Source organism: Sporosarcina sp. FSL W7-1283 (assembly GCF_038003105.1).
Lineage (GTDB): Bacteria > Bacillota > Bacilli > Bacillales_A > Planococcaceae > Sporosarcina > Sporosarcina newyorkensis.
The window spans coordinates 1,075,907-1,089,555 of the sequence record NZ_JBBOOL010000001.1 but is presented as its reverse complement, the minus strand read 5'-3'; the positions used below and the strand labels follow the sequence as shown (position 1 = coordinate 1,089,555).

The window sequence follows — 13,649 nt, the reverse complement described above, 5'->3', positions numbered from 1 at the left end:
CTCCATTAACGATAAACTATGAAGATATAATGAGTAGACTTAATCATATCACTATAGTAGGAGAGGATACGTTGAAACCACATTTAATTGTATTAGACTTAGACGGAACGTTATTGACTGATGAAAAAGTAATTTCTCCAAAAACTGAAGAAACATTGCAACTTGCGGCTTCTGAAGGGCATTATGTCATGATTGCGACAGGTCGTCCATACCGGGCTAGCGAAGTGTATTACCGCCAACTTGGTTTAACTACACCAATCGTCAATTTTAATGGCGCCTTCGTCCATCATCCATCAGACACTTCTTGGAAGACTATTCACGAAACGATCGCCCTTCCAATCGTCAACGAAGTGGTGGAAGCGATGCAGCAGTTTCCGGTTGAGAATATTGTCGCAGAAGTGATGGACGATGTTTATGCACAGTATCATGATGAACGCTTTCTGGATATCTTAAGCTTTGGAAATCCACGAATTACAGAGGGCGATATCCGAAGATCCTTAAAAACGGATCCGACCAGTTTATTGATCCAAGCAAACGAACAAACAGTCGATCCAATTCGTCAGCACCTTGAAGATATTCACGCGGAAGTAATCGACCATCGCCGCTGGGGTGCACCGTTCAATATCGTGGAAATTGTACGCCACGGTTTAAATAAAGCTGTCGGCATAGATGCAGTCTCAAAATGGCTTAATGTCCCACAAGACCGTATCATCGCTTTCGGCGACGAAGACAACGATCTCGAAATGATTGATTACGCAGGAGTGGGTGTCGCAATGGGCAATGCCATCGACCGCCTAAAATCCATTGCAGATGAAATAACCGATACTAATAATGAAGACGGCATCTCGCATATCCTGGAAGATCGCCTCTCTTTAGGGAAAGTAAAACTTAAGACAAACAGTAGTAATTGATCGTAAATATATAAGTTCAGGGGGAATTCCAATGAAAATCTTTGCTGACAGTGCATGTGATCTGCCTATATCCTTTTTTGAAGAAAACGAAGTTGAATTATTCCCGCTAAGCGTCTTGCTGAATGGAAATGAGTACGAGGATATCGTAGAAATTAACTCTAAAGAAATATTCGATGCAATCCGCAAAGGACAGCAGCCAAAAACATCTCAAGTTTCTCTGGACACAATGATAACAACTTGGAAAGACCTGGCTGCCTCTGGAGAAGACGGCATCTATATCGCCTTCTCTTCCCAGCTTTCCGGCACTTACCAAACAGCTGTCATGGCAAGCGACCAAGTAAAAGAAGGCAACCCCTCCATGAATTTAGTACTCATCGACTCACGTTGCGCTTCACTCGGCTATGGTCTGCTCGTCAAGGAAGCTGTTCGATTGCGTAAGGAAGGGCTGGATGTTCGAGAAATCGAACGAAAAATCCGTGCTATGGCTTCTCATATGGAGCATTTATTCACAGTAGAAGACTTAGATTATTTAGCAAAGGGAGGTCGAGTATCCAAAGCGAGCGCATTTTTCGGCGGCCTTCTCAATATCAAACCTTTACTGCATGTTGAAGGCGGAAAACTGGTACCAATTGAAAAACACCGCGGCCGTAAAAAAGTCTTCCGGCGCATGATCGAAATGATGGAAGAACGCGGCAGTAATTTAGAAGAACAAACCATTGCGATCAGCCACGGAGACGATCTCACAACCGCAAATGAATTCAAAGCGATGATCGAAGAAGTAATCCAGCCAAAAGCAATCGAAATCCACCAAATCGGCTCGGTCATCGGTTCCCATGCAGGTCCCGGCACCATTGCACTTTTCTTTTTGAATAAAGTAAGTTCATCTTAATATATTAAGATGACAAAGAAAGTTCACTAAGTTTTAAGTAGCGTTTAAAGCTTTATAAGCTCACCCTAACCTAAAGTTTTTCATTGCCGGTAACATTGCCAGGGTTTGGAGCGCAAATTCCGTTGCATTAATTTATTTAATTTCAGTGAAGAAAAAAGCCAGCCCACAAAAACAAATTGAGGGCTGGTTGTTTATTATGTTATTCCTTCGCTTGTTCTTCTTTCGACGCTTCATCTCTCCTGCGTTGTCTTCCCTTGCGAATCACCGAAAACAAGAATGCCAGGAAGAAGACATACACTAATATCGAAGCAATCAGATAAGGTGTATTGAATCCTTTATCATCCTCTACGATATAAACTTCAGCTAATTCACGGTCCAGAACGATGTGAAATTTATTGTCTTTCGTTTCCTTGACTAAATCTTGACCTAATACACCACGCAGCTTTTTCTTTTCCCCAATTTCTGAAGGATCAATCTCAAAGCTTTGTACTTCAGATGTGTTATTGATCGCGATGATCCATTTTTCCTTTTCAGAAGAACGTTCGAACACGATAAATCCATCTTTATTGTGCAAAATCTTGAAATCACCGGATCGCAATGTTTCGGAATCATTACGCAGCGTGTTAAGGTCACCAATCCACTCATGTAATTCCATATCTGTCTTAAAGTTAAAGAATGGATGTGATTCTGGTGCTTCTTTTCCGTTCACTGCAATTTCTGTCGCATACGGAACTAACGGAACGCCCGGCAACATGAATTGCGCAGTTGTTGCTACCTTCCAACGAGTGGGCGGGAATTGGCGCAATTCCACCATTTCATAAGTGAAACGCGGTCCTGTCAAATCATCAAATTGCAGAAGTTTGTCCGCATCCTCATTGGTGAAAATATCCAATGCAGAAGAATCAGGATTCACCTGTACAAACGACTTTTGAATTGCCTGACTGCGCTCTTCAGCCGGTACACTGTCGAATGCGGCTTCGCTAGGCTCGTTGGTAATGACGTATAATCCTTCGCGCATCTCTTTCAGCGCATTGATCATCTTATCAAGAAACTCTGTGTCTGCCTGCTCAAGATGCGTCAGACGGATTCCGTCAATTTTATAATCCTCGACAAATTGCACAGCTGCACTAATGATTTGATCTTGCGCTTTCGGTTTACTTAAATCCCAATCAATCGTTCCGTCTTCAGCAGGGATTGTCGGGAGCTGACTTGCCCAGACATGGTCGGAACTAACGTTTCCAAGTGGAAAATCCGCCATGACTTTCAATTTATTGTCATGCAATTCTTTGATCAGTTCAGTAAATTCCTTTTTCGTTCCGAAATGCGGTTCGATCTCTGAATAATCGAGTACTTGATTCCCATCATACGTTGCTGTGCTGAAAACAGGGCCAACGGAAATCATTGTAAAATGCATATCGAGCAAATGTTGCAATCTGTTGCTGATCCCAGCAAAGTCCCCGCCATTGAAAGCATGAGGGTCCCTTGCATTGACTTCTATATCATTCGATCCCAAGCCGTTATTGAAACGGTCAACGAGCAGATCATAGATACTTTCATCACTGAAGGATTGCTTCGTATCAGCGTATGTGATCGGTTGTGCTATGGATAGGGCAAGCATGCATGCTGCCAGTAGTCCGGTGATTCGTTTCACTGTAGTAAATCCTCCTTACGCAAACTCTTTTATTAGTTTATCAAACGGCTGAAGGTGACGCCATTCTTTCTTCATAAAAGGGTGAATGCTCATTGTAAATACGGCAATCTTGTGAATTGCAGCTAGGTGCAAGCAAACAAAAAAACAGAGGGTGGAATGTTATGAATTCCTCCTCTGTTAGCTCTTTCCGGTCATTTAATTGTCATCTTCCGAAAAAAAATCCGGATCTTGCTGTTTACGCGAACTAACGAAAACGGAGACTGCAAACAGCGCCATCAACAAGAGGACTACTGCTAAAAAGATCCATCCAGTCTGTGTTGACATTTGCCCATCTCCTTTTGTTCTAATCGTTCGGTATTATGCAAAAAAGTCGAAACCGAGCGGCAGTTTGAATCCGATGAATAGAGTAGCCAGCAAGAACACAACGAATAAAATCCACATAAGACCTGTGTTCTTCCCCTTGCTTCCTCGGACCAATGTCATCTCCATGAATCCGATCGTCAAAAGACCTAATAAGAATTTAATGCCGTATAGCATCGAATCATTCGTCTGGTATTTGAAAAACAATGCAGCACCAGACACGATAATTAAAATATAGAACAAACGTACAATCATATGTGTAATCTTTTTCCCCTTCATCCCAGCAGCCATACTAGCTGAAGCTAGGAAGAGCGCGATACCCACTACCCAAGTAAATATATGAAAGTGAGTCGTATCTGTTAAGAATCCCAATCCTGACACCTCATTTTATTATGTAGTCGAATGATACTTTACCATGTTTTCCAATCGACTACTATTCTATTGCTCATATTATCAAAACTATAAATGAATTTTATTCGAAACGATTCACCAATGTCCCGATTCCTTCAATAGAAACTTTCACCGTATCGCCTTTCTTTAAGAAAGTAGGCGGAGTCATGCCCTTGCCTACACCAGCTGGAGTGCCTGTTAAAATGACATCACCCGGTTCAAGCGTTACATATTTGGAGATTTCTGCAATCAATTCATCAATTTTAAACATCATGGATGACGTATTGCCATTTTGACGTACTTCATCGTTCACTTTTGTGACGACTGATAAATTCTGTGGGTTTGGAATCTCGTCTTTCGTTACAACATAAGGCCCCATTGGACATGTGCCGTCTAGACTCTTACCAAGGAAAAATTGTTTATGGTCAGCTTGGACATTTCGTGCAGTAATATCGTTACCGATCGTGTAGCCGAATACATAGTCATACGCTAATTGTTTTGGAATGTTTTTTCCTGTTTTACTGATGACGACGGCAAGCTCTCCCTCGTAATCTAGGGAATCTGTCATATCACTATGAATTGGCAGCGTCTGCTCATCTCCGGCAATTGCTGTCGGAGCCTTTGTAAATACCATGACCTTTTCAGGCGGTGCTTCTGCTCCCATTTCCTGCGCATGCTCTGCATAGTTCTTGCCTACGCACATTACATTCTTAGGCGTACGAGGAATCGGTGATAGCCATTCAACATCAGTAAATGCATATTTAAATTGCGCCGCATTTTCACCCGCTTCAGTTTCCTCTACTAATTTACGAACCATTTCCACAAAATCCATGCCAAGGGACACGGCCTCGATCATCGTCTTCGGAAAATCTGCTTGCTGCTGTGCTTGCGCCATAGCGAGCACATCCCAAACTGCTTCCTCACGTTTCACTTTCGGTCCGAATAAAGTTTGCCCTTCGTAACGGAATGACAATAATTTCATGTGTATGCCCAACCCTTTCCATGTGTATTCACATACTACTATGTTACGACAAAATCTATACTTTTTCCTCTTTATTACTAAAACTCTTCCCATAAGACAACTTTCTCCATACATATTCAAGAGGTCCGATGCGGAATTTCGACAGCCAAATTTGTGCTGCGATCAATTGGATCACAAATATTCCGATCGCCAGCCACGTACCTGTCACTATGTCTACTTTACCATAGAGACCAGCACCGTATGAATAAAAAATCAGCGTCGCAATGACCGATTGCATGATATACGTCGTGAATGCCATTCTCCCGAGCGTTGCGAACGGTTTCGTCACGATTTTCAGGAATGGAATTTGCCATAACAACATCAACAGAGCAGCGTATCCTATCGCTAGAATCGGCCCGCCAAATGTTGACTGTACAATTATGATATTTTCAAATTTCGGTCCGTCGATGTATGGTACATTCTTCAATAAAATACCCAATGTAATACCGACGATCATGGTGACGACCAATTTCCCTTTCATTGCATACATCTTCTCGACGACTTTCCACTTCGAAAACGCAGCACCGAGCATCATGAGCGGTAAAACAGCGAAAAATGACGTGAACACACCGACTACTCCGAACGTGAACCATTCACCCATTCGAAACATGAAGATTTCTCCAAATGAACCGTGTGCATAAGCCGAGATGGCAAGCTCGATCTGATGGATATCCACAAAGCCGTCGAGCAAAGAATTCGGATTAATTTTCCGGCTGAAGACGAGCAAGATATACACCAACACCGAAGGCACGATATATAAGACAAGTGCCAATGAAAACAGCCATTTCTTAGGTATCCTAACAAGAGCGATCATTACAAAGCCCATGATGGCATACGTAAATAAAATATCTCCAAACCAGATCAGCAACGCATGCAGAATTCCGAATAAGAGCAGCCAACTCATGCGGCGTGCCATGAACGGTGCAAACGGTGTATGGTTCTTCAACGATTTCTCATACTGCATATTTAATCCGTAACCGAACAGCATCGCAAACAGCGGATAGAAACTCGCTTCGACAAACACATCAATAAAATGAAATGCCGACTGTTCACCCGGCGTTGAAAACCATGTATAGGGATCCATATACGCATAAGGCGAATGAAAGTGCAGCATATTTGCGATGATAATTCCTAATAAAGCAATTCCCCTTAGAAAATCGAGTCCTTCAACTCGCTCCGTTAGGGAAGTAGGAGTCAACTTCAAACCAATTCCTCCTGTAGTCTAATTGTTTTCGCTCCATCAAATAAGTAGAGGAGCATTTCTTTTATTTCAATAGCCAAAATGGATTGCAGTACATTTTTATATAAATTCAACTGCGTACCATAGCGTTTCTGCATTTCATTCGACAAAGCTTTTTCCGAATGAAAACCGCTTACTTGGTCCGTTTTATAATCGACGAGTACCCATTCCCCATCTTCATGGAACAAGCAATCCGCGATCCCTTGCAAGAGTTGGAACTCTCCTTGTTCAGCAGGCAGCGCATAGGTGAATGGCATTTCACGCAATACTTGATCGGCTTGTTGCAGGCGTTTGCCTAAAGATGTTCCATAAAACCGCACAATTGCATCGGCATCAACAGCAGCCACCTCTTCTTTCGTCAGCAACTCACGTTTCTCTAGTTCCTCTACAAACTCGCTAGCTTGCGTTACATTTAAAGGGCGCTTCAGATCAATATGCTGCATGACGGTATGCATGGCCGTTCCGACTTCCGCTTTCGTCAAGGAACGCTGCTGCAAAAAGGACGGTCGATCATGCAGGAAGGACAGTTTATTCGCTATCTCAGGCGATCTCTCTTCAAACGGATCGGCATCTCCCCGTTCTAACTCCAGTAAGGCAATCCGTTTCAATTCACTGACAGATTGCTTGGAAGGCATTTCTACCGCGTACTCGTACGGATAGCGCGCCTCAAACCGATTTTTGATCGTTTCCACTAATTGTGAATCGGCAGTAAACGTAGTTTCACTGTCCAACGGGATCCAGTCATCGACTTCCACGGTGTCTGAACTGTGAAATGCTGAAAACGGATAGGCATTGACGTCCCAGGAAGACGAATCGTCCATCAATTCACCGCCAACCGCCTTGCCAAACTTGCCAAAATCGATATGGCGTGCAATCGCGGGACCAATCCAATCTAGATAACCGGCCGCCCGCGAACGCTTATATTCAGGCAGCGGAGCAGATGGATCGAGCAGCTGTGCTTCCTGCCATTGACTGACTGCCTTTTCGATATCCTTCACTGAGGCAATTAGTTCCAGATGCTCTTTCGCCCGCGTCATCGCCACGTAGAGCACACGCATTTCTTCTGCACGCATCTCCAGCTCCTTCTTCTCTTTCACAGCGAGGAACGGAAGTGAAGTGAATGTGATGCGTTTTTCGGGATCAATCGCTTTGACGGCCAATCCAAAATGCTGGTCGAATAAATACGGCTGATGAAAGTCCATTTTATTGAACGGACGTCCCATCCCAGCTAAAAATACATAAGGGAATTCCAGGCCTTTCGACGAATGAATTGTCATGATTCGCACGACATTTTCTTTCTCACTCATGAAACGCGCTTCCCCGAGATCGTCTCCTCGTTTTTGCATGCGATCGATGAAACGCAGAAATCGGAACAATCCTCGGAAAGACGTCTTCTCATATGCCATCGCTCGATCATGCAGCGCACGCAAATTGGCCTGACGCTGTTTACCATTCGGCAGAATTCCGACCATTTCATAATAAAACGTATCCTGATATACTTTCCAAATCAAGTCCGACAGCGATCCATGGCGCGCCATATTACGCCAGTCCTCGAGTCGCAGGAAGAAACGCTGAAGCTTCTCCTGTGTTATCGGCTCCACGCCAGCCCCGCCTGTCTGAATGAACGTTTGAACCGCTTCGTAAAACGGAGCATTCGGTTTCGCCAGGCGGATTTGTGCCAGTTCATTTTCGGTCATACCGACAAACGGTGCACGCAAAACCGATACGAGCGGAATGTCTTGATACGGATTATCGATGACCCGCAATGTGTTGAGCATAATCATCACTTCAATCGCATCGAAATAACCGGAAGACAATTCCACATAGACCGGAATGCCGGCTGCTTTCAATTCATCCGCTATCTCACTGGACCACGTCATCGAGCGCATCAAAATGACAATATCGCGATACTCAAGCGGCCGTTTCTTGCCGCTGAATGCATCCGCCACTTGCTCCTTATCAGCCTGCCACTGCTTGATTTTCTGTGCAATGAAACGCGCTTCAGCCTGTGACTTCTTCAACTCTTGCTGTGCTTCCTGCTCTTCCGATAAATCCGCGTCCTCTTCATTCTCATAAAGAATCGTTAGCCCGGCCGCCACTTCTTTCTCTGGATATTGCGCACCATATTTCAATGCCGCTGCGTCATCGTATTCGATTTCCCCGACACGCACACCCATAATCTGTTTGAAAATGAAGTTCGTCGCATCAAGCACTTCCGTACGGCTCCGGAAATTCGCATTCAGATCAATTTTCAGTCCTTGATCGAGCGGTTCTGCCGTAAAGCGTTCGTATTTGCCCAAGAACAGACCAGGTTCTGCAAGCCGGAATCGATAGATTGACTGTTTGACATCGCCCACCATAAACAAATTGCCGTCCGCTTCTCCGCCTTGCTTGATCAATTGAAGAATTGCTTCCTGCAAAAAATTCACGTCTTGATACTCATCAACCAATACTTCAGCAAAGCGATTTTGATAATCCATCGCAATATCGGAAGGTACAAGTTTTCCGTCTTTTTCATCCGATAAGATTTGCAGCGCATAATGTTCCAAGTCAGAGAAATCCACAAGCCCTCGTTCTTCTTTCAGCGCCTGATAACGAACCGTAAAATCTTCGACCAACTCGACGAGTGTTTGCATCAATGGAGCCATCAGACGGATTTCTTCCAGCAATCTCTCCGGTGTCCGCGTAAAATAGGTCTCTTTCAATGCGTTAACAATTTTTTTGACCGACTCGCGCATCGCCTTACCACGCTTCGCCAGTTCTTCATCGCAGGAATCTTTCTTGATCATCCCTGCTTTCATCCATTTAAGTGTCTGGAAATAGGCATAGACATCTTCCCAATTACCGTTGATGACGTATTCCAGTGCATCATCAATCCATGCCTCATCTGCTTTCGCCGTGTCAAGAAGCGGCAGCGGACCGTCATTCATCTCAGCAAGTCGCTGCAAATCCTGCGCCACTGTCTTCGCTTCTTCCAACGTATGTCGGATAGCCAATTTCAGCGGCTCGATAAATGATAATTCATCAATCGTTGCGTCATCGCCGATTTCATATTGTTGCGGAATCATCTGGAGCCATTCAGCAGGATTCGGATGAACGCGTGAATAATCATATAACCGGTCAATCAATGTCTCGATCGCCTGGTCGTTACGGTCCGCGGTAAAACTATCGCTCAGTCGATAGATCGCTTCCGGGTCTGGCTGGCCATAGGCATCCTCAAGCACCAATGCAATCGTATCATCACGCAATACCGCAGCTTCTGTTGGATCTGCAATACGGAATCCGGGATCGATGTCGAGCACGTAGGAGTATTGTCGGACGACTTGCAGGCAGAAGGAGTGCAACGAAGATATTTGAGCTTTATTCAGCAAATTCAACTGTCTGCGCAAATGCACCGAAGTTGGATCGTTCAAAATAGCTTCTTCCAGCGCACTGGCCATACGATGACGCATTTCTGCCGCAGCTGCATTCGTGAACGTCACGACAAGCAGCTGGTCGATGTCAATCGGCTGTTCTGTATTCAACACTTTTTCAATCATCCTCGTAATGAGGACTTTTGTTTTTCCTGAACCTGCCGCGGCTGACACGAGAAGGTCTTTGCCGGATGCATAAATGGCTTTCCACTGTTCATCCGTGAACGTCTCATGTGGCGGTTTAACGGGAATTTTCATCGCAGCCTATCTCCTTCCGCATTTTATCTAATGATTCTTCAGGCTTAAACGCCGTATAGTTTCGTGCCGGCTGTGTCGGATCGGTCCGATCAAACTGGCAAATCGATTGATACGAGCAAAATTGACATGGCATATGCTCTTTCAGGCGGTACGGGTACACTCGCGTATCCCCTGCAAGCATGCCATCTCCCGCCTGTTGATGCCGTTTGCGGACGAATGAACGCATCATATTTAAGTCTTCCGTAGGTACCACTTTCGACGTGGAATAAAAGGAGCCGTCTTTTTTCAGCCGTGCCGGGATAATGAGCGATTCACTCTCAATATTGTCATCCATTGCAAGCGCCACTTCGGCATCTTCCACGATATACCCTTGCATTTTGTACGATTTCATCAACTCTTTTTCCACTGCATCCTCGGCGAGCTCTTTCGTCAAGCGCAGCATCGGATTGTGCACATACATATAGAGCACGCCCGCCGGATCCGCATGGACACCGAGCCAATCCTCTGCGTGTTCGAGCGCCACATCTAAATACGTCAGCATCTGAAGCGACAGTCCGTAATACACTTCGGTCAAATCAAGCGCACGAGCGGAAGATTTATAATCGACGACACGCAAGAACGTCTGATCATCCTTCTTCATCGTATCGATGCGATCAATCCGTCCTCTGATTTTCATTTGCTGACCTTGTTTCAAATGAATTTCAAGCGGCGGAATTTCTTCATTCGGACCGAATCCTGCTTCAATGGCAATCGGTGTGAATCTTGAATTGCGGGCTTGTGACTGCAAGGCACGGATCGTCCGCTGAATAATTTGCATCAGCTTCCGCTGAATATACGCATACCGCTGACTGGACAGCAAGATCCGATGGAAGAACATTGGCGTCAACGCTTCAATCGCCTCTCGTCCAAGCTGCCAGCACTGTTCTTTCGTCAGAGATGCCCACGATAATCCTCGCTTCATCACTTCATCCGATACCCACTTTAGGGCGGCATGGAATAGATCCCCAATATCGGGTGCTTCCAAATGGAACTCAAAACGCTCCTGCAAGCCAAGTCCGTACGTCGTGAAATGCTGGAACGGACAACTATAATACGATTCGATACGGGAAACACTCGTCGTAAAAGACGAACCATATAAACCAGCTGTCAGATGTGGATCGAGCATTTCGGTTTTCTGCCGTTTCAGCGCCGGCTGTACGATTGACTGAATGATCGACGACCACAGCGGATCCTCTTTATAATAAGCGATCACCGCCTGCCACTCCGGTGCAATGGCCTCCTGCGAACTGGCCTGTCGCATGACACGCACCGCATAGGACAACGCGACTTTCGGATGCTCGATATAGTGCATCTTGTCTTCCGTATCGGGCAATTCCGTCGGCTCAATCACCGCTAACTCAACCGGAATGCCCGCTGAAATCTGTTGCAATCTCGGAATATAAAGAGACGGAATCAACGCTTTTCCTTCTTCATCCGCAATCGGATAACTGACGGTCAATCGCTCACTTGCTCCGGTGAATGCACGATAAACCATATACGACTCACGCATGAGTAGCATTTTCGAAGTTGGCGCAAGCGTGATACCGAGTTCACTGAACAATTCGCGGTCGCCATCGGACAGCAGTCCTTCCCGGTCACTCCGCAACGGCAAAACACCTTCATTCGCACCCAGGACGAAAAGCGCCTCAACATCCATCGAATTAAACAAATCCACCGTCGTAACGGTCACTTGATCGAGCGATGGCGGAATGAGTTTGAACTCCAGCGTATCAAAACCTTCATCCAAAATTTTAATGGCTGCCTCAAACGGCAATTCCTTATCCCCAAACATCAAGACAAACTGATCCAGCACATTGATCCAGCTATTCCATGCTTGCTCATGCTCTGCCGCCGCACGCAGTCTGTGCTCACGCCGCTCTTCCTTCTGCAACTCTACCATCTTGTCATAGACATTCAGCGACTCCATCGCGAAAAACAATGCTTCCGCCACGTCGCGTCCTGTTTTTGCTTTTTTTAACTGCTTTTCTAATTGCAAAATCGGGTCTCGAATCAAATCACGCGTTTCCGCATACTCCGCCTGCATTGCCAACTCTTCATCGGTTTGAACCGGACGAATCATTTCAAGACCGCGGTAGCGGCTGACCTTCCAGCGTTCTTCATCAAGCCAACGTGAACTGCCATGAATTCCTTTAGCCAGCACGAAGTTCTCCAACCGATCCGCCCGTTCCCTCCATACCCGCTTATTTTCATTCACCGGGAAGAACAAATCGGTTTTCACAGCACGGAACACTGCTTCATACGACCAATCCGTCCGCACCGCCTCGAGCAGTGAACGCGCAAACTCAATGAGCGGATGATGGAGCATCGGTTTTTTCTGACTGATGAAAACTGGGATATCGTATTGAGAAAAGATCGTCTGAATCAATTCGTCATAAACATCTGGCTGTCTATAGACGACAGCCATGCCGCGGTAACGTTTGCCTTCACGCATCATTTTACGAATCGAACGCGCCACTGCGTGAACTTCTGCTCGTCGGTTCGTCGCTTCGATCAATTGGATATGACCTTCCGCTTCGTTCGGCACTGGAGGATAGCGATCGAACTGCGCCTCTAAATGCTGGAGTTCCTCATTCGTAAAACGTTTCATTTCAGTTAAATGAATCCGTTTTTCGATGTCTACAGAATCGCTATGAGCGAGCTGCTGCAGCATCGAATATTGTTGCTCCGCGGTATAGAACAGTTCATGTTCCCCGCTGTGCAGCCTGTCCTCCATCGGCAATACGACGGTGACCCGCTTGGTAAATTTCATTAATTGATTGATGATATTGTATTCCTGTGTGGTAAAGTCTCCAAAGCCATCGATATAGACCGATGCATCTTTCAGCCACTCTGCAAAAGGGATTTGCTCAGCTAAAGCTGTAAGCTGTCCTTCGCTGTCCATAAACGTAGTACCCAGACGCTCTTCGATTTTCTGAAGCAAAAGCTGAAGATCATGTGCTTTGTCCTGCAGTATCCGCGGAGCTTGTTTGTCTTCGAGCAGAGTTGTCAGTTCAGCAAATGCCTGCTGATCGATGCAGTATTTGCTGAATTCTTTCATGACGTCGCTGATTTGCTCAACAAAGCCATGTTTTGAAGCGGCTTGTTTAAATAAGCGAAATGAATCTTTATTTTCCTCCAGCACGCTGCGCACGAGCATGCGATAGCCGAAGCTGTCGACTTCTTCCCTAGTGATGCCGCCAACTTCTTGCAGCACGCGCCAGGCCAGACGTTTGAACGTCAATACTTGGGCGCGGATCATCCCCGATAATCCAAATTTTGTAGATAGGCTATATTCCATCGAGTAGGATAGCTGATCGGGTACGATAACAATGATCGGTGGCCCCATCGGCCGCTCCTTTAACTCTTCCGCAATTTCCCTTTCGATAAAGGTGGTCTTTCCTGTCCCGGATCGACCAGTCACAAAACGCAACGACATCTTTCTCTCTCCTTTCTATCCTTGTAAGGTATGGTGAATGT

Annotated in this window: 9 protein-coding genes; 2 read left to right on the top strand and 7 right to left on the bottom strand. The window is 45.5% G+C overall.

The annotated features are described in order from the left end of the window. Positions 1-71: 71 nt before the first annotated feature. Both MKY93_RS05055 and MKY93_RS05050 read left to right on the top strand, forming a co-directional pair. Positions 72-911: a Cof-type HAD-IIB family hydrolase gene (locus MKY93_RS05055; protein WP_340758466.1), complete on the top strand. Its 840-nt coding sequence runs from the start codon at positions 72-74 to the stop codon at positions 909-911. 31 nt (positions 912-942) lie between these two features. Beyond that, positions 943-1,800, top strand: a complete 858-nt coding sequence (locus MKY93_RS05050; RefSeq protein ID WP_340758465.1) for a DegV family protein — start codon at positions 943-945, stop codon at positions 1,798-1,800. Between the two features lie 199 nt (positions 1,801-1,999). On the opposite strand, the gene MKY93_RS05045 is transcribed toward MKY93_RS05050, so the two are convergent. From MKY93_RS05045 to addB, 7 genes are all read right to left on the bottom strand, one after another. Next, positions 2,000-3,451, bottom strand: coding sequence for an alpha-amylase family glycosyl hydrolase (locus MKY93_RS05045; protein WP_340758464.1), 1,452 nt, complete (start codon positions 3,449-3,451; stop codon positions 2,000-2,002). Positions 3,452-3,646: 195 nt separating this feature from the next. Beyond that, positions 3,647-3,775: a hypothetical protein gene (locus MKY93_RS05040; RefSeq protein ID WP_281250648.1), complete on the bottom strand. Its 129-nt coding sequence runs from the start codon at positions 3,773-3,775 to the stop codon at positions 3,647-3,649. Between the two features lie 33 nt (positions 3,776-3,808). After that, positions 3,809-4,183, bottom strand: coding sequence for a YisL family protein (locus MKY93_RS05035; RefSeq protein ID WP_340758463.1), 375 nt, complete (start codon positions 4,181-4,183; stop codon positions 3,809-3,811). Between the two features lie 100 nt (positions 4,184-4,283). Further along, a complete protein-coding gene (locus MKY93_RS05030) occupies positions 4,284-5,183 on the bottom strand; it encodes a fumarylacetoacetate hydrolase family protein (RefSeq protein ID WP_340758462.1) in 900 nt (299 codons plus the stop codon). A gap of 55 nt (positions 5,184-5,238) precedes the next feature. Continuing rightward, on the bottom strand, positions 5,239-6,426 hold the full coding sequence (locus tag MKY93_RS05025) for a DUF418 domain-containing protein (RefSeq protein ID WP_340758461.1): 1,188 nt from the start codon (positions 6,424-6,426) through the stop codon (positions 5,239-5,241). Next, complete coding sequence (gene addA, locus MKY93_RS05020) at positions 6,423-10,133, bottom strand: helicase-exonuclease AddAB subunit AddA (protein ID WP_340758460.1); 3,711 nt, start codon at positions 10,131-10,133, stop codon at positions 6,423-6,425. Before addA ends, MKY93_RS05025 begins: the two co-directional genes overlap by 4 nt. Next, the gene (addB, locus tag MKY93_RS05015) at positions 10,117-13,608 is read right to left on the bottom strand and encodes a helicase-exonuclease AddAB subunit AddB (protein WP_340758459.1); all 3,492 of its coding nucleotides are present in this window, start codon (positions 13,606-13,608) and stop codon (positions 10,117-10,119) included. Before addB ends, addA begins: the two co-directional genes overlap by 17 nt. Positions 13,609-13,649: the final 41 nt, after the last annotated feature.

What these genes read in the sequence shown, in the direction of transcription:
- MKY93_RS05050 (WP_340758465.1), top strand. Translation starts at nt 943, where the DNA reads ATGAAAATCTTTGCTGACAGTGCATGTGATCTGCCTATATCCTTTTTT.
- MKY93_RS05040 (WP_281250648.1), bottom strand. Translation starts at nt 3,775, where the DNA reads ATGTCAACACAGACTGGATGGATCTTTTTAGCAGTAGTCCTCTTGTTG.
- MKY93_RS05030 (WP_340758462.1), bottom strand. Translation starts at nt 5,183, where the DNA reads ATGAAATTATTGTCATTCCGTTACGAAGGGCAAACTTTATTCGGACCG.
- addA (WP_340758460.1), bottom strand. Translation starts at nt 10,133, where the DNA reads ATGAAAATTCCCGTTAAACCGCCACATGAGACGTTCACGGATGAACAG.
- addB (WP_340758459.1), bottom strand. Translation starts at nt 13,608, where the DNA reads ATGTCGTTGCGTTTTGTGACTGGTCGATCCGGGACAGGAAAGACCACC.